Here is a 20,871-nt window from a genome sequence, read left to right as displayed (position 1 = left end):
TTCGCAAAACTATAAAGGGGTTTCTCCCATAAAATAAGACGTTATGAAAACAATGAATTATTCGCTTGTTCGCACCATCTGTTCGCTTATTATCGGCTTGGTGCTTGTGTTCTGGCCCGATGTGGCCACCCAGTATATTACCATAACCATTGGTGTATTGTTCCTCATTCCGGGAATCATTTCACTGATTGGTTATTTCACCGTTAAGCCCTCTGCCGGTAAGTCGGTTCGTTTTCCTATTGAGGGAATAGGGAGTTTACTGTTTGGTCTATGGCTTGTGGCTATGCCCGATTTCTTTGCCAACGTACTGATGTTTCTGTTGGGCTTTCTGCTTATGATGGGTGGTATTCAGCAAATTGCTGCATTATCTATGGCTCGTCGTTGGTCTACCGTTCCGGCGGGATTCTATGTGCTGCCTATTCTTATTCTTATCACAGGTCTTATCACCTTGTTTAATCCTGTCAGTGCACGCCATACAGTGCTTATTATCATCGGGGTTACTTGTCTTGTCTATGCGCTTACCGAGCTTGTCAACTGGTTCCGGTTCTCCCGTAAGCGTCCTGCTCATCCCTCAAAAGGCCATATTGAGGATGCCGAAATTATCGACCCCGATTAGTCCTCATTTCTCTCTTCGTCGCTCTCGATAATGCGTGATAGATTAAAGTTTTCGAGCGAGACGAAGGGGGACTGCCGCGTTGCACAAGAGTCTATCGTGCAATGTTCGCAATGCTGTTTGTTGCACGGATCTGAGTGAATGGACACCTGTATCCGCTCCGAAAATCGTGATACGAGTGTAGATCGCAGACTGCAACAAGCATCGTGGCTTTCGACTACATTATAATACCAAGGTAGTGTCAAGTCACAGTCAATATACAAATAACTTCCGTACTTTATAATTTTGGTATTGTGCACATCGATCCAGTCTTTTTGTCGATGCTCCTCCATGCACTGTGCCATATCGTGCAGCAATTCGTCGTCGGCCTTATCGAGCAGGTTGGTGATTGTCTTGTATAGAATACCCAATCCCGTAATGATAATGATCGATCCGAAGATCAATGCCAATGCACTATCAATCCAGGCAATCTTGGTGTAGTAAAGCAATAATAAACCGATCACTAGTCCGATGGTCGAGTAGGTGTCTGATTGCAGATGTTTGCCTCCCGCTACCAAGGCGATAGAGCGATGACGTTTGCCAATCCGGATGCTGTACCAGCCCATGATATAGTTCATGGCTCCTGCTACGGCTACTACGATAATACCCACATCCAACTTCTCGATTGTTGCCGGTTCGAACAGACGAAGAAAGCCCTCGTACACAATCAATCCGCCGGCAATGGAAATAAGCAACCCTTCGATCGAGGCAGAAATCAATTCCATTTTACCATGACCGAAGGGGTGATCCTTGTCTTTGGGCTTTGCCGCCCATCGTAAACTGTAAAGGCTGATAAAGCCCGCCGCCACGTTGACAATACTCTCCATGGCGTCGGTTAGTATACCCACTGAGTTCGTGAGGTAGAATGCCAGAAACTTGCCGCATAAGATAAGTACTCCGAAGGTAACAATCCATCGCTGTACTTTCTGTTTTATAATATCTTCACTCATAAAATGAATTTTACAATAAACACTTGAAGCTATAAAGCGGCAAAGGTATACTAATTTTGCTAAATCCCATTCATTATCGGATGAATAAAAGCTCTCTGTATTTCGGCAATGTCCACATTTGATCGTCTACAATCAATTCCAGTTTGTCGATGTGGTAGCGAATATCTTCGAGCATCGGTACAATTTGGTCGTGGTAGATAATGGCTTTCTCGCGTTCACTTTCGATGCGGTTGGCTATCTTGCGAGCCTCTACCATAGCATCTACATGCTCTTTGATGAAAGTGGTGCGGTTGGCTATCTCCTCGATCAGTTCCAGGTTTTTGGAGGATAATTGGTTGGCCTTCTCCTCTGCGAAGAGCTTCTTCATTTTGTATACATTGTTAATCAGATCCGTTTGGTACTGGGTGGCTACGGGAATGATGTGATTCATCGCCAGATCGCCCAGTACACGTGCTTCGATCTGTATCTTTTTGGTATACATCTCCCATTTCACTTCGTTGCGTGCTTCGAGCTCCTTGCGGTTCAATACGCCGGTGGTTTCGAACATGGCTATGGATTCCGGTTTCAGGTAGTTGTCGAAGATAACCGGTACGCTTGTTTCGCAATCCAATCCTCTCTTCAGAGCTTCCTCTTTCCATTCGTCGCTGTAGCCGTTTCCATCAAAATGTATGGCTTTGCATTCGGTAATGTAGCCGCGTATCACTTCCAAAATGGCAGCCAGTTTAGGTTCGCCTTTGTCAATGCGTGCATCTACATCTTTCTTAAACTTCATTAGCTGTTCCGCTACGGCACTGTTGAGTGCGATCATGGCACAAGCGCAGTTGGCACCCGATCCTACGGCACGAAACTCAAAGCGATTGCCCGTAAAGGCGAAAGGAGAGGTGCGGTTGCGGTCGGTATTGTCGATCAGCAGTTCGGGTATTTGTGGAATATCCAACTTCATGCCTTGCTTGCCGCTGAGGCTTACCAAGTCGTCGGTTGTGCTCTCTTCGATATGCTTCAATACACGAGAGAGTTGCTTGCCCAGAAACGAGGAGATGATGGCCGGAGGAGCTTCGTTGGCACCCAAACGGTGTGCGTTGGTAGCACTCGATATGCTTGCTTTGAGCAAGCCGTTGTGTCGGTACACTGCCATCAGTGTGTTTACCACAAAAGTTACGAATCGTAGGTTGTCTTCGGCTGTTTTGCCCGGCCCCATGAGTTGGATGCCCGTATCGGTTCCCATCGACCAGTTGTTGTGCTTGCCGCTACCGTTGATGCCCTTGAAGGGTTTCTCGTGCAGCAATACGCGGAAACCATGACGGCGTGCCACTTTGCGCATGACCGACATAATGAGCAGGTTATGGTCGTTGGCCAAGTTGCACTCTTCGTAGATGGGTGCCAATTCAAACTGATTGGGTGCTACCTCATTGTGGCGCGTTTTGACAGGGATACCCAGCTTAAGCGATTCGATCTCCAGGTCTTTCATGAAGGCTGCCACACGGGTGGGGATGGAGCCGAAATAATGATCGTCCAACTGCTGATTCTTGGCACTGTCGTGTCCCATCAGCGTGCGTCCGGTCATCAGAAGGTCGGGGCGTGCTGCATACAAACCTTTGTCAACCAAGAAATATTCCTGTTCCCAACCCAGAAACACCACCACTTTTTTCACATCGGGGTTGAAGTAGTGACATACCTCTACCGCTGCTTTATCAACAGCACGAAGTGCCTTCAGCAAGGGGGCTTTATAGTCGAGCGATTCGCCCGTATAGGCTATGAAAATAGTTGGAATACAGAGTGTGTCGTCTACCAGAAAGGCAGGCGATGAGGGGTCCCATGCCGAATATCCGCGTGCTTCGAACGTATTGCGAATACCACCGTTAGGAAATGACGAAGCATCGGGTTCCTGCTGCACCAGTAGCTTGCCCGAAAACTCCTCCATCATACCTCCCTTACCGTCGTGCTCTACAAAGGCATCGTGCTTCTCGGCTGTGCCTTCGGTAAGCGGAGCAAACCAGTGGGTATAATGAGTAGCGCCCATCTCGATGGCCCACTTCTTCATTCCCTCGGCTACCTCATCGGCAATACTGCGATCGAGTGCGGCACCGTTGTCAATGGCATCGATAAGTTGCGCATATACTTTGCTGGGCAGATACTTGAACATCTTTTCTTTGTTGAATACGTACTTGGCATAGTACTCCGACGGACGTTCTGCAGGCGTCACCACCTCGACTGCTTTCTTCTTGAAAGCATCTTCTACTACTCTGAATCTAAGTTTTGACATAATACCTAAAATGATTGGTTATTAATACGATTGTTAAATAGTTAATCCGAATACCATATACACCTTGTCATTGACCGGTGATGCGGTTACTTGCACAAAGATAGGCAGGGAGAAGCTGTTGGTTATCTTCAGTTCCTTCGAGGCTTTGAGTGATAGGTCGGTAAGCCCTTTTACCTGCTCTCCGGTGTGAAGATAGGAGGCTGTTGTGGCACCGATCGATGGGGTCAGGGTGATATCAGCCGGACAGGCGATATCGTACTCCGCACTAAAGTAGGTCGAGTAGCATTGCTTGCCCTCTTCGTTTCTATCGCCTCCGGCAAACATGGTGGCTACCGATAGGGTTAAGGGCAATTTCTCGCCAAAATAGTAGCTTGCAGCTCCTTCAAAGTAGTGGCTGTTTTTATAATTTCCATACGATTGACTCTCGCCTGCCCACCAATAATCCGTTACGTTCAGGCTTAGCCCTCCGATGGTGTATCCCAATGTGATATCAATCTCTTTGGGTTCCAGATCGGTGATGCTGGTGCTTCCCCAGGCTGTTAGCGAGAATCCTTTATAAGCCATCCCTAACGTAGGTTGAATCGAAGCACCCGAGCCTTGATCGAATCCGCGCCAGATGTATTTGCTCACCACGTCGGCTCCCACCGATACCTCGAACGTATCTTGTGCCATGCCTATGAGGGGTACAAACAGAGCCGACAGGGCTACTACTGCTACTTTTAGTGTTTTGTTCATTGATGTTTTCATTGTCTTTCTTACCTATACGATTAATTAGAAAATAATAATAAAATGTTGTTTTACAGCCAGTTTTTGATGCGTTGCATGGCTTCTATGCAATTAGCCCGTTCGCCAAAGGCGGTAAGACGAATGTATCCCTCACCACTTGGACCGAAACCTACGCCGGGAGTGCCTACCACATTGGCCTCGTAGAGCATCTGTTCGAAGAATCGCCACGAAGGGGTGTTTTTTGGGGTTTTAACCCATATATACGGAGCGTTTACGCCACCATATACTTCTAATCCCGCTTCCTCGAGTCCTTCTCTCATGATGCGGGCGTTGGTCATGTAATAGTCGATCGTTTCCTGAATCTGTTGTTGTCCCTCGGGCGAATAAATAGCCTCGGCTGCTCGCTGTGTGATGTACGATGCTCCGTTGAACTTGGTACATTGACGTCTGTTCCACAGCGCGTTTAATGACACCCGTTCGCCTGTCAGTGTAGCCGCTGTAAGCTCTTTGGGCACTACGGTATAGCCACAGCGTACACCTGTAAACCCGGCTGTTTTCGAGAAGCTGCGAAACTCGATGGCACATCGCTTCGCTCCTTTTATTTCGTAGATAGAGTGGGGCACGTCCGGCTCTTGGATATACGCCTCGTAGGCTGCATCAAAGAGAATCAGCGTGTCATTGGCAAGTGCATAGTCTACCCATTTTTTCAATTCGGCTTTGGTCAGTGTCGTGCCGGTAGGGTTGTTGGGGTAACACAGATAAACGATATCAATGCGCTTTTTCGGTATTTCGGGGATGAAGTTATTCTCGCTTGTACAAGGCATATAGGTGATGTTGCTCCACTTGCCTGTATTGGGGTCGAGTACGCCCGATCGTCCGCTCATAACGTTACTGTCGATGTAGACCGGATAGATGGGGTCGGTTACTCCCACACTGTTGTCGTGGCGCAGTATATCGCCGATGTTGCCCGTATCACTTTTTGCCCCATCGTTTACAAAGACCTCATTTACCGCCAAGGTGATGCCTCGTGTGGCGTAATCCTTTTTAATGATGGCCTCTCTTAAAAAGTCGTATCCCTGTTCGGGACCGTATCCGTGAAAGGTGCTTGCATCAGCCAACTCCTCTACCGCTTTGTGCATGGCTTCGATGCAAGCCGGTGGCAGGGGACGTGTTACATCGCCAATACCTAGGCGAATGATCTCTTTCTGCGGATGGGTTATCTTGAAAGTATTTATTTTTTTTGCGATGTCCGAGAACAGATAGCTTCCCGGTAGTTTTAGGAAATGTTCGTTTACTAATGCCATAATGCTTTTATTTTAAATGAATGACCCCTTCAAATACGTTCGTTGCCGGTCCGGTCATATATACATGTCCGTTCTGTTCGTTCCATTCGATGGTGAGAGTACCACCATCCATAACGATATCTGTTTTCCGTCCTGCCCGATGGCTTACTGCTGCCGCCACGGCAGTAGCACAAGCACCGGTTCCGCAGGCTTGTGTGATGCCCGATCCCCGTTCCCATACACGCATGCGGATTTGGTTGTCGGGTAGTATCTGGGCAAACTCCACGTTAATTCGTTGCGGAAACAGCGGATGGTTCTCCAGTTTTGGTCCGATGTCTTCAAGGTTTACCTGCGCTATGTCTTCGACAAAGAGCACTATATGAGGGTTTCCCATGGAGACGTGGATTGCTCCGGTACTCCCAGATCTACGTCCGCAATCTCCGATGGTTCGCCCATATCCACTGTAACGGCGGTCACCTCGTTGTTTTTCGTTTGCAGCTTTAACCACTTGATGCCCGAGCGTGTTTCCAGTGAGATTTCTGTTTTTACCGTTAATCCGTGTTCATAAAGATATTTTCCGATGCAGCGGCTGGCGTTTCCACACATCATGGCTTCCGAGCCATCTGCGTTAAAGATTCGCATGGCAAAATCGGCACACTCCGAGGGCTCTATCAGTACCAGTCCGTCGCTCCCTATTCCGGTATGCTGAGCACTCCAAAGAATGGCTGCCTCTTCGGGATTTTCGATCGGATAGAGGCTCGTGTCTACATAGATGTAGTCGTTGCCCGCTCCGTGCATTTTGGTAAATGGTATTTCTTTTGCCATTTTGTCTTTCTATTAAGCTTGATTAGTTTCCTTTTGTTATATTACAATGCAAATATACTTACTTTTGTTTATTAATTGATAATTTTCTATATCTTTTTTCTATAAATTGATTAAAACTTTCAGTTTATGAAAAAAAAGGCTATTCAACTTACATATTGAAACCATACAGAGGTTTCATTTGTTCAATATATATCACTAAAAACAATAGATATGACAAGTCAAGTAGAGGCATTAAAGAATGCGTTAGAAACCAGCCATTTAGTTCTGGTAGAGTTTTATACAAATAGTCAAACGCGCAACGCATGGTTGGCATCGGTGGTAGAGGCTTACAACCGGCAATCCTCCAAGCATATTTCCTTGGTTTCGGTTGATATGAACGTAGATGAGGCTTTGGCCGAGTCTTATCGGGTATCGATGGCTCCCGCCTTTTTGCTCTTATTAAGAAAGAAAGAGTTGTGGCGCAGGTTGGGTAAGCTTACGGTCGATGAACTGCAAGAGGTACTAAGTGAGTTTTGACCTTGTTGCCGAGCAATGCGTATTCGGAGAGTGAGGTTGCTTAATACACAAGTACTTCTCTGAAAACGAAATGGATGGTTAAGTAAACGGTTTACTTTTCCGAACCAATAAATAATCGGATGAATATGGGTTGTTGGTTGGGTAAACGTTTGTATATCAGTATTGAGTCGATTCTTTTTTTGAATGTGCGAACATACAACTTTTCCTTGTTTAAAAAACTAGTATATTAACGCATTGTTAAGTACGTACTGTTGGTATTAAAGAATGTATATTCATTCCTGCCAAAAGTACGTACTTTTGCATAGAAGAAAATACAAAGGAGAGAAGGGTATTAACATTGTTAAAACTCCAGAGGTATAGGCATAAAAAAAGCCCATCTTCCCAGACGAGCAATCTTTGTTAACCTTAAATCTAATACTATGAAAAACACATTGCAAAGGTAGGCACTTTCTCGAAACCTGCAAATTTGTGTGGCGTTTTACTTCTCTTTATAACATGCTTTAATAAAATAAATAATCTTGTTAACAGATATGCTTTGCTTGCTGCTTTTAAATAGACTATCTTTGCAACCATAAACGATGAAACACCTATACCTGAATATCATTAAATGGTTTCTGCCCTTCTTATTTATCTTCTACATGGCAGGAATCACGTTGTTCACCCACGCTCATGTGGTGAACGGTGTTACCATTGTACATTCACACCCCTTTAAGAAAGACAGCCCTCACGGGCATACCACTGTCGAGTTTCAGTTGCTTCACTTCCTGAACCACGTAGTGAGCACCGATGCAGGAGTCTTTCTGTTCTCACTTGCCTTTGTGGCAACGCTGTTGTGCACGCTCTTGTGGCGCTCGCAAGCTGTTCGTCACTACACCTCTTACCGGGGTGTTTTATGCCTCAGAGGCCCTCCTGCCTATCGTTTTTAGTAAGAAATTATCTCAATTACACATTTAAAAACGATTTATAATGAAGATCTTTATAACAATCCTCATAGGGCTGTGCTATGCCCTAACGCCTGCTATGGCGGTTCATCCCGAGCTAAAAAGCTCTGACGCAAACATCATCGGACACGTGCTCGACAAGAAGAGCGGCGAACACCTGTCTTATATCACTATCGCTCTGAAAGGAACAACCATCGGTACCACGACCGACAACTCGGGGCATTACTTTCTTAAAAACCTACCCGAAGGTACTTTCGTGCTCGAGGTTAGTGCCGTTGGTTTCAAAACCCAGAGCCGAAAGATACAACTAAAGAAGGGTAAGACCCTCGAAGAGAATTTTGAACTCGAAGAAGACGCTATTGCGCTCGATGGAGTAGTGGTATCGGCCAATCGTAGCGAAACTACTCGCCGCATGGCACCCACGCTGGTCAATGTGATGGATATGAAACTATTTGAGAATACCAACTCGGCTACGCTTTCGCAAGGACTCAACTTTCAGCCCGGCGTACGCGTAGAAACCAATTGCCAGAACTGTGGCTTCCAACAAGTGCGCATCAATGGGCTCGATGGACCCTATACACAGATATTGATAGATTCGCGCCCTATTTTCAGTGCACTCTCGGGCGTATATGGCCTTGAACAGATTCCGGCTAACATGATTGAACGGGTAGAGGTGATGCGTGGAGGGGGCTCGGCACTTTTCGGTTCGTCTGCCATTGCCGGAACAATTAACATCATCACGAAAGAGCCGTTGCGCAATTCGGCACAGTTGGCACATACGCTGACCTCAATCGGAGGAAGCTCCTCGTTTGATAACAATACCTCGCTGAATGCTTCGCTGGTGACTGATAATAATCGTGCAGGGCTCTATCTCTTCGGGCAAAATCGCCACAGAGATGCATACGATCATAATGGTGACGGATATTCGGAGATGCCCAAACTCAAGAATCAAACCGTAGGTTTCCGGTCGTACCTGAAAACAAGTACCTACTCTAAACTTACGTTTGAGTATCACCATATGCAAGAGTTTCGTCGGGGAGGCAACTTGCTCAATCGTCCTCCGCACGAGGCCGATATAGCTGAGCAGATAGAACATTCGATTGACGGTGGCGGATTGAAGTTCGATCTCTTTACCCCCAGCGAGAAACACCGTTGGAGTGCTTATACCTCGGTGCAACATACCGACCGCGATAGTTACTACGGAAGCAAGAAAGACCCGAATGCCTATGGAAAAACAACCGATCTGACCTACGTGCTCGGCTCGCAATACGTGTATCACTTTGATCGTTGTCTCTTCATGCCTGCCGATCTGACGAGTGGTGTGGAGTACAATCAAGATGACCTGAAAGACGATATGTGGGGCTATAACCGCTATACACAACAAACGGTACGTATCGGTAGCGCTTTTCTGCAAAATGAATGGAAGAACGAGAAGTGGAGTCTGCTGGTGGGCGGACGATTGGACAAGCATAATCTGATTCATCGTGCTATCTTCAGTCCGCGTGCCAACCTGCGCTTCAATCCGACCAAAGACATCAATCTGCGCCTGAGCTACTCTTCGGGCTTTCGTGCTCCACAGGCTTTTGACGAGGATCTGCATATTGAGAATGTAGGAGGAACGGTATCGATGATCGAACGTGCCAAGAACCTCAAAGAAGAGAAATCACAAAGTTTCAGTGCTTCGGCCGATCTCTATCACCGCTTTGGCGCTTTTCAGGTAAATCTGTTAGCCGAGGGATTTTATACCCGTCTGTCGGATGTATTTGTACTCGAGGATATCGGCGAACGTGATGGAGTATTGATTAAGGAGCGTCGCAATGGCTCGGGTGCCCGGGTGATGGGGCTGACCCTTGAGGGAAAGTTGGCTTACCTCTCGCTGTTTCAGTTGCAGGCAGGTGCTACCTTACAACAGAGTCATTACGATGAACCCGAGAAATGGAGCAAAACCGCACCTGCTGAGAAGAAGATTTTCCGTACTCCCAATACGTATGGCTATTTTACCGCTACCTATACACCGATCAAACCACTCTCTATCGCCCTATCGGGTACTTATACGGGGTCGATGCTAGTGCCGCATAAGGCAGGTTATATAGCCGATGATGTGGCAGTGAATACCCCCGACTTCTTTGATCTGGGAGTGAAGGTTGCCTATGATTTCAAACTCTACAAATCGATGGATTTGCAACTGAGTGCCGGGGTGCAGAATCTTTTCAATGCCTATCAGAGCGATTTTGATAAAGGGGTGGAACGCGATTCGGGCTATATCTATGGTCCGGCTAGTCCGCGTAGCTATTTTGCAGGGTTGCGTATAAGCTATTAATGATTCCTCATTCACGAAAAAAAAAGGGACTGTCTCAAAATACTGATGCACCCTCTTGGGCTATAACACATTGTTAATCAATGCTTGTATTTTGGCAAAGAACTCAAATCCTACATAGGAGACTACATATAGATGGTAGAACCTTGAATTATTTGTCTGGCAAAGGTACGCAATAAGTTGGATACTTTTGAGACTATATAGTCCAATTATTAAAGATTTCAAGTATCTGAAGATTAAGAGTGTGTATGTAGCCCCCTTAAAAAACTACACCGGAACTATCTCTGTTGATTGGATAGTTCCGGTGTTATGTATTAATAGGTATATGAGCTATATTATAAGGTGGAATGTACCTTACTTGATTTTACTCATGGAATCAAGGCTTTTGTGTTGAACAAAAACAATCACTCTTTTATCTGGGGTGTAACCTATGGCTCCAGTTTGGATATTATAGTATTTACGCCCTTTCTTAGCCTTTACAACAAACTTACCAAAGTTCGTCAAGCGAATCTCGTTCCCCTCTTCCAAAGACTCTTTAAGAACCTCTAAAAAAGGATCGATAATTTGTATAAGCTCCCATTTTGGATAACGACAGCCGCTATTTCTCAACTTATCGAATAACCTGTCTATGATTTCCTGTTTATTCATGCCTAATTATGTGTTTTAGAATGAATAACGGGAACAAAGCGGTTTGATGTGTATCTCTACCCGCTTGTCTGTTAATATGCGCTGTGCGGCCTGATACATGGGGAGTTTTTCTATCCCCGCTATCTTAAGTGCCTCAACTAGCATTGTGTTCTCAACCATCTGGAGATACTCGCTCTCCTTAATGGTTATATATTTTGTTGATTCCGATTTTATCTTCGCCATGTTATAATTAAAAAAAATGCTTCTCCGGGCCTCCCGGCAGGGAGAAGCTGGGTTCATAACAATCTAAAATCAATCAATTAACTTTTCTCTCCAAAGTCGGCTGGAGTCTCACCCCAACCGTCATTATCCCAGTGTCTGACTTCGATGGATTCGATTTCAGCAGCAAAGGCTTTCAGGAATATCTCAGCCCGTTTCAGTGCGGGATGCGCCTTTTTGGACGCTGTTCGTTTAGCCTGAAACCAAGCGATAGCCGTCATACTATCCGTATAGATGATTCTGGGTGTGTAGTGATTGGCGATGATATATTTCACCGCCTCTACGACACCCAGAAATTCTCCGATGTTGATGGTTTGATTTCCTATGCTCCCGCTGAATAGTTCTTCGCCTGTTGCAATGTCTACTGCCCGAAAGCGCGTCAGCCTGTTTTTAACGGAATGAGCGCCATCGGTGGCTATGCCACACTGAGGGCGCATCATTTGAGTGTGTAGTCCGGAATAATGAATCCGTCGTTCTGCATACGCTTAACAACCTGTTTGGCTTGTTTTGTCAAGTCTTCGATGACGAACTCTGGATTTTCAATATCTTCTCGTTCACGAAGGAGTTTTATGACTCCGGCCAGCGTGCGACTTGATGCACTCTTGCCATCCTTCGGGTCGAAGAATACGGTTTTGTTGCCGAAGGTTACCGTAACCTGATAAATACTCTTGGGGACGATTAGCGTGTCCACCTGCGCTTGAAACAACATGGGTGATGCTTTGACCACCACATATCCACTGCCGTTGTGCATAGGTTTCAGTTCGACAGCGTACAACTTGTTTGGCTGGATAGTTCCTTTCAGTTCTTCTGAAAGTACACATATCTTCTTACCAAAACGGGAGTCTTCACGAACTCCCATTAACTTCTGTGTTTTGGAGTGGCGGGACACAAATCCAATCAGTTCACCCGTCTGCTCCGATTGCGCAAACTTAATCTGCGTTTTTTCTACGATCATTTTTAATTCATCATTTTCAACTTTTTTCGATCAATTTACAATCTATTTTTCAGTCAGTATTCTCTTTGAGGAGACCAAAGTTATAGGATTTTTCTCACTCCTCCAAACTTTATATTCTTAATTTACTGATGGTTATAATTCGGAATATACAGTACAGTACCATATTTACCTTGTTTGCGTTCTGTCTCGGTAAAATGCGTATAACGTTCATCTGTTGAGGAGGTTCGCCAACAATCCCAGTAGCGGTATGTCCGTAAAGAATCGGGCGATGGAGGATATATATCAATTTCTTTTATATACATAACTCCTTGGTCGGTTCCATAGTAGGGTTCTGTGCATCCGCCGCCAGGCAAATCAGGATTAGGACGTAAATACTGGTCTTCCAGCCGTTGTCCAATCACAAAAATATTTACCAGACGAACATCAGGGTCTACGTCGAACTTTTTAGCGTATTCGGCTACCTCATAAATGTCGGTGTTAAAGAAATTGTGATTGAAATGATCGGCGACGGTTTCTACAAATTCTTTTTGGGCTTCTCGGATGTGTTTTCGTGAACTAATTTCCTCTGCCCTTTTCTTAGACACTGCGTTGGTGGTGTACCATAAGAAATCAAAGCCGACTCTGGTGCTGTCATAAACAGCGTGCCGGTCATACATTTCCCGCTGCTTCATATAAGTATCGTCCATCGGGTCGATCTTTTCTCCAAAACAGCTTTTGAATAATCCAATGATAACAATAAGAATTATAAGAGAAGTGGTACCACCAATCAAACCGACCAGAAAACAGCCGTCATTGATTATCCGTACTATCTTGCCCATTCTCTTCCTGTGCTATATTAATAACGAAACTGCCGGATTCATCACGCATCTCAGAGATGCAAACGGCATGTCCGGCATCCAACAATCTATTTGAATATTCTTCTATGTCTGACGCTTGAAACCTGACCGTTTTTAACTCATCTTCTATAAAAGTTTCTAAAGTGAAGACTTTGCCGATAATTTCTGCGTCTTTATCATACGCCTCATAATAATCTCCATTACGGAAGAGGATTAACGTGTTAGTTCCCCGGCGGCTCTTCATTTCTTTGAGCATTTTCATTTTCGCTGCCTGTTTCATATTCATAATTTTTAATGGCTTTTGTAATACAGCTATCACAGACTCCGTTATTCCGCCCCCATTTGTATGCGGTAACGAGTCTGCCACATCGTACACACTGTTTCCCTTTGCTTTGTTTATTACTGTAGATGATAAGTTCGATATAGCTTTTTGATACATCATACTTGTCCATCAATGCCTTGATTATATGTCCTTTCCTGAATCTTTTCTCTTTTGCCAAGCAAGTAAACTCATATTGGATAAGTTTACTACGAACCTTTTGGGGATCGAGACAATCTTGCATACGGGAAAGTAGTGCTAAGTCTATCTTTTTCAGTCGTGCAAGCATAAACAGCTCTTCTTTTGTTAGCTTTTGCTTCATTGCTACTATATACGAAAAACAGCAGTCTATCCCTTTGTTCGCAAGAGCATTATACTTATACGACATTTACAGGAAAACAAAGATATTCGTTTTTTACGTAATTAACTGCTGTTTTGCTTTTAATTGATTATTAATTAGTTGTAGTAATTCCTCAGTATCGGATACTAATTGTCTGTCTCCTATGGGATTTGCATTTTTCATCGGGGTGAAATATATTGCATAGTCGCCATTGCCAGGAACAGAAAATCCTCCGACCGTTGTTAGTCCAATCTTTATTCTATAATAGCCTTTTATAGGGCGATAAGTTTGTGTGGTAGGAATTTTCACGCCTTTTTTGCGTATGATTTCTGCCAGACTTTTGAAAATTGGAATAATGACTTCTTCCAAATAAGATGGAGTCTGAGGCAATATTGTCGATCCATTTCGATTAGCACACTTCTCTTCAATTTGGAGGAGAAATTCATCAATTCTCTTTTTATATGCGTCAGTTAATTCTTGAAAGTTCATTGTTTGATATTATTAAGTTGTTGTACAAGTGAATTTATTCGCTGCTGTAATGGCTCAAGTTCGATAAGCAATGAAGAAGGGATTGTAACATCGGTGATTGGGTATTTCTCAATCTGATGTATCAATCCCTTGATGTTTTACTCCAAACCCATTTGCAAAAATACCAGCTTGTCCCGCTGGTATTTTCGCAGTTGTTCATGTTGTTGTTTGTTCATTAGGAAGATTATTAATTACTTTGTGAATTTCTTTGATGTTACTTCTTACTCGATCAGCCGAGAATAAGCGTTCAAATAATTGTTCTATCGACTCGTCTTCCGAACTGTCGATATGATTTTTGAGCATATCAATTGCCACAACGAAATATAATGGTGTCAGAGGCCCCAAGTTTACCGCATTTTCGATCCGCTCATTCAATGTGGGCGGTTTGTTTTCCTTTTTCTTTGCCATACTTGTTTAATATTTAATGAAACGCACCCAATAAACTTGGTCGGCAAACATTTCGTCGTTACATTCTGCGGCGAATTCATCAGGAGTAAGTTTTCTGGTGGGAATCTCATATTCTACCTCACTCTCCCAGTCATAGATAATTTCTTTATTTGTTGCGTTGCGCTCAAAACAATCCAATGGATATAGAAAGACTGATAACTCCTTTTCTTCGGAAGATGCGAGAGCCTTAACACACTGGTTGTAAGTCTCACTTTCTTCAAAACGAGTGATTTCGAGACACGCCACATCAAGTAGCAGCCTGAGTGAGTGTTCGAGCGGATTGTTGTATGGATCTGTGTTTAAAGCTTCACGCTCTTCGGATAAATCTTGGTAATATCCATAGAGAGTCATCAGCCAATCAATATTGATTTCTGAGAGATGACGATCTGTTTCATCCTCGCCGGTTTTCGTATCTCGAAGAGTACAACTACCATCTGGCTTGAAATCAATAAGCTGATATTTTTTATAGACTGGTGTTCCGGCTCCACTTCTGTCTTCATCCTCTTCTTCGACAAAGACAGTGTGTGGTAACCAACCATCGGGACGATTAGTTATTGCCGTGATGTTAGCGATAATATCTGTTTGTAACTGATTGAATCTTGTTGTGAATGTCATAGTCGTAATTTTATAGGGTTGTTTGTACTTGTCTGAACTTAATTTTCACAGCGACAAAATCGACAAAGAAGTCTTCCATTGTCTCGTTGAGAATGATTTGTCTAAGCCGTTTCATTTCCTCTTCTGCCTGCCATTGGGTGTTGAATTCATGGCCATATTCTTTGAACTCTTCCAGAGTTATTTCTCCGTCCACAAATCTCCGCATATCATCCTCCCACGCCACGTAATCACTGGAATGGTAGCCGTGCATGAATTCAGAAGGAAAATCAGTTGTATAGTTTTCCACTGTAGGGACTTCTGGAAAATTCCGCCATTCAGTGTTGCCAGTCGTTTGGAATTGTAGCTTTACAGGAGCGATTTTATCATTTCTTTGTTTTGCCGGAATAATGAGGGAGCCACAATCAGGGCAATAGACTTTGCTGTCACGGTCGGCGAAGAAAGATTCCCAATCTTCGCAATGAGGGCACTTCTCAATTACGATCTCTTTTTCAATGGTTGCATAAGATGGCCAAGAATCATAATCTGCAAGAGCTTGTAAGTAGGCTGAGTACTCCTCTTGCGTGTTGAATTTAACCTCTGAGACCACTCCTCCATTTAGAGAAAGAAACTTATCTAATGGAACCTGACCTGTCCATTCGTGGTATTTTACAGCATCTTGTCCAAATATTACTATAATCGATATCATGTTACTTTATTTTTAAGGTGAAAAAAGACCGAGAGTGATATTAATCTCGGTCGGTCAAGTGATAGTTTGGGTATTTAGTTAGTCCAGATATTCTTCAAGATGGTAGAATTTGGTGACAATAAAATCTTCCTTCCCAATATCTACAAAATATTTAAGGTCATCGTAGCTATTGAAGTTGAAGAAAATTTTGTCATCTTCGCTCTCAACTACATCCAACGAGAGTTTGATAATTACATCCAGTTGTGAACCATCGTCTTTGTAGGTAATCTGACATTTCAAATAGTGCGGTTCCTGCTTTGTTCTGTTTTTATAGTCAGCGTATGCTTTGTTGGCTTTGGCGAGAAGAGCATCTTTTCGCTCCTTTATCATCGATTGCATAACTTCGACCAACTCCTCAGCGTAGAAATTAGAGATTGGTAGTTCGTAGTCATCTCCATCAAAGGAGGCATTTACCATCAATGATTCATTTTCAGAAAATGATTTGATCTGGCAAGGAATTCCTGTTGCTGCTTCTACGCCACTGTATGTTCTTCCTGCGGGAGACTCTATCTCTCCACCATATATTTTGGCCAGAGAGAGCATCAACTTTCCTATTGTTTCCCGTGCCTGAGTGATAGTGCTTTTGCACTTGGTAAGTTCTTCTATTATGTCCATAATTTAATTGTTGTATTTGGGCTTACATCGCCTTGTTATTTGTAAATCATCATATCCAATACTTTTCAGTTCGGCCAGAAGTTCTGCATACTCACTTTCTTTGGCGGGAGTGGTTGCCGCGATTACTCCGATATAATCGGCATCAGAGTGTTGTCCAACGCGCATATAGGAGCCAACCATCAGATTTTTCTTATTGCCTTGTTCAGGAAATAAGGCGATGATATCACCGCCTTGCTTGAATTTGCGGAAGATTACTTTCATGTTGCTCTTACCATTATGATTCCAAAATGAGAATACCATCCTCTTTACAAAAATCAAAGCCGAGTTCTGCTGCGATGCGGTCATACTCTTCATCATAGAGTTGGTTGTATTGCTCTTGATATTCTTCTTTGTAGCGGGTTGGTGTGGCATCATCAGCTTCTTCGCCTTCTTCGATGTCTGGTTCAACAAATGCTTCAAAAGGCAGACCGTTAGCTTTTACCATTTTTTCAATGGCACAGTCGCTGGCTTGCTCCATGATGAGCGAGTTGATTTCATCTTTATTCACCCCGAACTCTTCGGGTTTGTAATCATTCAGGTCTTTCATTGTTCTAATTTTTAGAGTTATTCATTTTGTCCACAGATTTCCGTTTCAAGTTCAAAATCACCGACATTTCCAAAGTTGTAGTCTGTTTCGCTGATGATGTTTTCCATATCCTCATCGGTGATTTGATTTGTCTTGTCATTGGTAATATCAAGACGTACTGTGATATATACTGTTCTTGTAGCCATAACTTAAATAGATTTTATTTTCCATGTTCCTTCAAATTCCATATCATTATCGTTGTAGAACAAAGCACCATTACTATTCCCAGCTTGGATTAATCCCTCAATCTCCTCTTGTTCACGTTCAGGAATCTCGGACAGTCCCGGTTCGTCATAGGACCATTCAATGATATGGCCTGCGATCTCAGTTATTCCTGTTGATTTAGGAAGACTTAGAGTGTAGGTAATACTATTAAGGATTATACATAGCCAATCGATGTTTGTGCAAGCTAAGTCGAGATTATCACTGGTAAGGGTTGCAGAACTGCAACAATCTTCATCATAGACCTCAACTGCAATGCCGTTGCCCTCGATTGATACCACTTTTACACGGGAATCATAGCCGTACATTTCGTCGTTGAACCATACAACCCAAGGTACCTCATCTGGGTTTTGTGATAGTTGAAGCTCGGATAGATTGTTTTCTTTGAGTATACCAATAATGGCATCAGTGACTTCACAGCGTAATAATTTGGCACGTTCTTGAAATGAATTAATTTTTTCGTTCATATTTTGGATTAATTTTTTCGGTTTCTACTAAGTAATTTATATCTCGACCTTGTGTCTGGTTATAATTGATAAGCATTGCCATATCCTCATCAGACAATTTGCCTGCTCGTTTCATTTTCGATAAATACTTGTTCAGTTCATCTTGATTTGAAAATACTCCGACCAGTTCACGGCTGTTATGAGTATGCCAGGCATCTGTGCTGTATAGCATGATTACATTATCTGAATGTCTCATCGTTTGATTGGTTTGGTTAGGAAAATGATCTCTACTCGTTGAGAACGTATATATTCGATAGAATCAGCGGAAATGATTTGGTTATTAGAAATGAGACCTTGGTCTTCAAGCATTATCATATCTTCCTCCAAAATATCACAAATAATATCTCCGTTAAGGTTTGAGATGGCGTAAATCTTACCGTCCAAATCTTTGAGAAACTCCCTATCGTCTTTGTAGATGTAGAGATGCTTACAAGGAGCCATAATGATTCTCAGATTATGTTCCCGGAACTTCTCTGCTGTCATTCCGGTTCCTCTGAACAGGGATTTTGAGTTTGTAAAAATGCCCTTCATCAGTTGTCTGACGTACTCTTCATGGTTTATTTCTTCGACTTCGGCAAAGCACATTGCCAAGTCGTCAATAGTAACTTTGAAGTCATCCGGTAAGCGATTCCCAAAGCGATCTTGATTGATGGTACGGCGTAATTGTTCATCTTCCATAGCATTGCCAAGTCCGGGATATTCTAAAAATAGGTATTTGTCCTCATACATAGCAACGCCAAAGGCATCAAACAGATAGGCTGTTACCTTTTTCTCGTCAAATTCAGGGAGGTCGGGAGTGTTTAACTCCATTTCGAGAGACATTAGCCCACCCAATGCCTCGATGTGTTTTGCGTTTATATTCATCGTTATACTTATTTGTTCGATTTTAGAATAGTGATTGAAAAAACAAAGGGGTGAAGAAATTCACCCCAATTCAATTATTATTGATTATCAGTTCAGATGGCAACCTGCAATCCGGTCGGAAGTACCAAAGTTCCGAAATCTATACTTTCTGTATGGAACTCTTTTAGTTCCTCTTTGAGTTTGTCTAATGACTCATTGCGAACCACCTCTCCGCCAATCAGTGTGGCGAAAGATATCTGTTCTCCGAGCAGTACGTTTGCGTAGATATCAATACCATATTCGGAGCCTACCTTTTTAATAGCAAAATAGCCATTGATTTGATAAGGTTTCAGAGCTTTGCTCACAGTTGGCTTTACAAACGAAGCATCATAGTCGGCAATCACCTTTTCGAGCCACGTAGTATGGAAAGTGTCGATAGACTTCGAGAATATGACTACCGGGCGGAAGGATTGAGGAGTGCGGCGCGTCATGGTTATTACGGCAGATGCTCGATATCCCCCGTCACTGATTGATAAGAATGAATTGCCCACTTTGCAGTAAGTATTCATTTTTCGTTGTTCTCGGAACTTTGTGTAACTCAACTCCCCTCCGACAAAATCGCTGTTCAGTCCTGTCTCGTCCTCAAAGTCTTTGATAAGCATCGCTGGGATATATTGGCGACAATAGTTGTGATTTCTATAAATCTCATATGCTTTCTCCAATGAGATCAACTCAATACGAACGTATTCAACATATTGGGCGCTGTACTCTAATACATTGTGCACAATCTCACGGGTCTGTAACTCTTTAGGTAACTGCTTAAACCAACGAAAATTTGTTCCATATTTCATACAGTATTCTACGAAGTCCGGTGTCCATATCGTATGTGGAAGTGCCGGCAGGTTACTATTTTTCTTAATGTAAGCCTCGCACACCTCTTTGGTGAGTAGATGAGAGAGAGTGTCGCTATCAATCACCACAACCTCGCTATTAGGCTTGCTGATGGCAGCTATTAATCGTTGTGGTGTCTGAAATACATCTGGCAGTTTCTTGAAAGCGTATGGCACTACCTCAATGATCTTGTCAGCCATCGCATCATCAATGACAGAGAAAATAGCCGCCATAAGTTCTTGGTGTTTCTCCTTTTCAGCTTTTTGTTCAGCAGTTTGGATTCCGTTATATGAGTATGAAGATGGCTCGTGAAACGATATTTTTTGATTTTCGATAGCAGCCATAAATACATCATAATCATAGAATTGTTTAGGTACAAGACTGAAATCTTTAGCGGCAACATTCAAATAGTACGTTTTCGCTTTATACTTATCCGGAGTGATAAACACCACATCCTCTTGTTTAAGATTCGTAGTAGCCAACTTAGAAAAAAACTCTTTGGCTTTTATCTTGATTGGGACATACGAGAGAAATATCTGTACCGGTTTAATATCCGTTTTGGTTGAAGAACTGTGATAGCCACCCCTACGTCCATAATTTGATACGGTTTCAGAATAGATGCTTTTTACTCCTTCAATGGCAAGTTCTACCGACCAAACTTCCGGTGCGAACAAATGTAGATACTTTAAGTTTTGCTTTGTTCGACTCAGCATTGCTTTCAGCATTGTTTTACTTCTAAACTCAACAGGTACGTTGATAATGTTGGATATATCTTTTTGTACGGCAAATTCGCATATCTCTTTGGTGCGAATCTCTTCTGGTAAACTGGATAATTTAAACCCATAGTAGCTGTATGAATTGCTATTTTTCTCAATAACGCTAACAACAACCTCTCCTGTCAGGTATTTATGAGGAAGGCAGTCTAATAATTGAATATTTCCCTCTTCAATAGCAGCAGCTGCTATTTCGGGAGTTATTAGTTCTTCGGGGAGGTTTGCTACCGCTTCATAGATTCTTTTTCCCATT

25 protein-coding genes and 1 pseudogene are annotated in these 20,871 nt (G+C 43.2%); 4 read left to right on the top strand and 22 right to left on the bottom strand.

Annotated elements, in window-relative coordinates:
* Positions 1-43 precede the first annotated feature (43 nt).
* Positions 44-616: an HdeD family acid-resistance protein gene (locus TY03_RS11635; RefSeq protein ID WP_042370064.1), complete on the top strand. Its 573-nt coding sequence runs from the start codon at positions 44-46 to the stop codon at positions 614-616.
* On the opposite strand, the gene TY03_RS11630 is transcribed toward TY03_RS11635, so the two are convergent.
* From TY03_RS11630 to dapF, 5 genes and pseudogenes are all read right to left on the bottom strand, one after another.
* Complete coding sequence (locus TY03_RS11630; RefSeq protein ID WP_042370062.1) at positions 613-1,602, bottom strand: cation diffusion facilitator family transporter; 990 nt, start codon at positions 1,600-1,602, stop codon at positions 613-615. The two genes, TY03_RS11635 and TY03_RS11630, sit on opposite strands and share 4 nt — an antisense overlap.
* Before the next feature lie 73 nt (positions 1,603-1,675).
* On the bottom strand, positions 1,676-3,865 hold the full coding sequence (locus tag TY03_RS11625; protein WP_042370060.1) for a glutamine synthetase III family protein: 2,190 nt from the start codon (positions 3,863-3,865) through the stop codon (positions 1,676-1,678).
* A gap of 33 nt (positions 3,866-3,898) precedes the next feature.
* Positions 3,899-4,612: a TorF family putative porin gene (locus tag TY03_RS11620; protein WP_052332474.1), complete on the bottom strand. Its 714-nt coding sequence runs from the start codon at positions 4,610-4,612 to the stop codon at positions 3,899-3,901.
* Positions 4,613-4,662: 50 nt separating this feature from the next.
* The gene (locus TY03_RS11615) at positions 4,663-5,895 is read right to left on the bottom strand and encodes an LL-diaminopimelate aminotransferase (RefSeq protein WP_042370058.1); all 1,233 of its coding nucleotides are present in this window, start codon (positions 5,893-5,895) and stop codon (positions 4,663-4,665) included.
* A 7-nt stretch (positions 5,896-5,902) separates the two neighbouring features.
* Positions 5,903-6,699: pseudogene (gene dapF / locus TY03_RS11610) on the bottom strand (diaminopimelate epimerase).
* A gap of 210 nt (positions 6,700-6,909) precedes the next feature.
* Between dapF and TY03_RS11605 the strand changes: the two are divergent.
* The 3 genes from TY03_RS11605 (at position 6,910) to TY03_RS11595 (ending at position 10,476) form a co-directional block, all read left to right on the top strand.
* Positions 6,910-7,215 (top strand): thioredoxin family protein, encoded by a 306-nt coding sequence (locus TY03_RS11605; RefSeq protein WP_042370056.1) that lies wholly within the window; start codon positions 6,910-6,912, stop codon positions 7,213-7,215.
* Between the two features lie 578 nt (positions 7,216-7,793).
* Positions 7,794-8,141 carry a hypothetical protein gene (locus TY03_RS11600; RefSeq protein WP_042370054.1) on the top strand — a complete coding sequence of 116 codons (348 nt, stop codon included), beginning with the start codon at positions 7,794-7,796 and terminating at the stop codon, positions 8,139-8,141.
* Positions 8,142-8,181: 40 nt separating this feature from the next.
* Complete coding sequence (locus TY03_RS11595; RefSeq protein ID WP_042370053.1) at positions 8,182-10,476, top strand: TonB-dependent receptor; 2,295 nt, start codon at positions 8,182-8,184, stop codon at positions 10,474-10,476.
* A 351-nt stretch (positions 10,477-10,827) separates the two neighbouring features.
* On the opposite strand, the gene TY03_RS11590 is transcribed toward TY03_RS11595, so the two are convergent.
* The 17 genes from TY03_RS11590 to TY03_RS11505 form a co-directional block, all read right to left on the bottom strand.
* Positions 10,828-11,121 (bottom strand): HU family DNA-binding protein, encoded by a 294-nt coding sequence (locus TY03_RS11590; RefSeq protein WP_024997366.1) that lies wholly within the window; start codon positions 11,119-11,121, stop codon positions 10,828-10,830.
* 299 nt (positions 11,122-11,420) lie between these two features.
* Positions 11,421-11,816 carry a ribonuclease H family protein gene (locus TY03_RS11580; RefSeq protein WP_024997368.1) on the bottom strand — a complete coding sequence of 132 codons (396 nt, stop codon included), beginning with the start codon at positions 11,814-11,816 and terminating at the stop codon, positions 11,421-11,423.
* Positions 11,816-12,334, bottom strand: coding sequence for a hypothetical protein (locus TY03_RS11575; RefSeq protein ID WP_024997369.1), 519 nt, complete (start codon positions 12,332-12,334; stop codon positions 11,816-11,818). Before TY03_RS11575 ends, TY03_RS11580 begins: the two co-directional genes overlap by 1 nt.
* 122 nt (positions 12,335-12,456) lie before the next feature.
* On the bottom strand, positions 12,457-13,152 hold the full coding sequence (locus TY03_RS11570) for a hypothetical protein (protein WP_024997370.1): 696 nt from the start codon (positions 13,150-13,152) through the stop codon (positions 12,457-12,459).
* Positions 13,124-13,612 carry a MutS N-terminal domain-containing protein gene (locus tag TY03_RS11565; protein WP_081698261.1) on the bottom strand — a complete coding sequence of 163 codons (489 nt, stop codon included), beginning with the start codon at positions 13,610-13,612 and terminating at the stop codon, positions 13,124-13,126. Before TY03_RS11565 ends, TY03_RS11570 begins: the two co-directional genes overlap by 29 nt.
* 292 nt (positions 13,613-13,904) lie before the next feature.
* Positions 13,905-14,318 (bottom strand): hypothetical protein, encoded by a 414-nt coding sequence (locus tag TY03_RS11555; protein WP_024997373.1) that lies wholly within the window; start codon positions 14,316-14,318, stop codon positions 13,905-13,907.
* Between the two features lie 195 nt (positions 14,319-14,513).
* Positions 14,514-14,765 (bottom strand): hypothetical protein, encoded by a 252-nt coding sequence (locus tag TY03_RS11550; RefSeq protein ID WP_024997374.1) that lies wholly within the window; start codon positions 14,763-14,765, stop codon positions 14,514-14,516.
* A gap of 6 nt (positions 14,766-14,771) precedes the next feature.
* A complete protein-coding gene (locus tag TY03_RS11545; RefSeq protein ID WP_024997375.1) occupies positions 14,772-15,419 on the bottom strand; it encodes a hypothetical protein in 648 nt (215 codons plus the stop codon).
* A 10-nt stretch (positions 15,420-15,429) separates the two neighbouring features.
* A complete protein-coding gene (locus tag TY03_RS11540) occupies positions 15,430-16,104 on the bottom strand; it encodes an antitoxin VbhA family protein (protein WP_024997376.1) in 675 nt (224 codons plus the stop codon).
* A gap of 78 nt (positions 16,105-16,182) precedes the next feature.
* The gene (locus tag TY03_RS21480) at positions 16,183-16,758 is read right to left on the bottom strand and encodes a hypothetical protein (RefSeq protein WP_024997377.1); all 576 of its coding nucleotides are present in this window, start codon (positions 16,756-16,758) and stop codon (positions 16,183-16,185) included.
* A 3-nt stretch (positions 16,759-16,761) separates the two neighbouring features.
* A complete protein-coding gene (locus TY03_RS11530; RefSeq protein ID WP_024997378.1) occupies positions 16,762-17,019 on the bottom strand; it encodes a hypothetical protein in 258 nt (85 codons plus the stop codon).
* Between the two features lie 13 nt (positions 17,020-17,032).
* Positions 17,033-17,344, bottom strand: coding sequence for a hypothetical protein (locus TY03_RS11525; RefSeq protein WP_024997379.1), 312 nt, complete (start codon positions 17,342-17,344; stop codon positions 17,033-17,035).
* A gap of 17 nt (positions 17,345-17,361) precedes the next feature.
* Positions 17,362-17,529, bottom strand: coding sequence for a hypothetical protein (locus tag TY03_RS22660; RefSeq protein WP_162831802.1), 168 nt, complete (start codon positions 17,527-17,529; stop codon positions 17,362-17,364).
* 3 nt (positions 17,530-17,532) lie between these two features.
* Positions 17,533-18,072 carry a hypothetical protein gene (locus TY03_RS11520; protein ID WP_024997380.1) on the bottom strand — a complete coding sequence of 180 codons (540 nt, stop codon included), beginning with the start codon at positions 18,070-18,072 and terminating at the stop codon, positions 17,533-17,535.
* Positions 18,056-18,307 (bottom strand): hypothetical protein, encoded by a 252-nt coding sequence (locus TY03_RS11515; protein WP_024997381.1) that lies wholly within the window; start codon positions 18,305-18,307, stop codon positions 18,056-18,058. Before TY03_RS11515 ends, TY03_RS11520 begins: the two co-directional genes overlap by 17 nt.
* Positions 18,304-18,975, bottom strand: coding sequence for a hypothetical protein (locus TY03_RS11510; RefSeq protein ID WP_024997382.1), 672 nt, complete (start codon positions 18,973-18,975; stop codon positions 18,304-18,306). The genes TY03_RS11515 and TY03_RS11510 overlap by 4 nt, the downstream gene beginning before the upstream one ends.
* Positions 18,976-19,067: 92 nt before the next feature.
* Entirely contained in the window at positions 19,068-20,870 is a 1,803-nt protein-coding gene (locus tag TY03_RS11505; RefSeq protein ID WP_024997383.1) for a hypothetical protein, read from the bottom strand.
* Position 20,871 lies beyond the last annotated feature (1 nt).

The sequence above is a fragment of the Bacteroides neonati genome (assembly GCF_000499785.1).
Classification (GTDB): domain Bacteria; phylum Bacteroidota; class Bacteroidia; order Bacteroidales; family Bacteroidaceae; genus Bacteroides; species Bacteroides neonati.
This window is presented reverse-complemented; position numbering and strand designations above follow the sequence as displayed.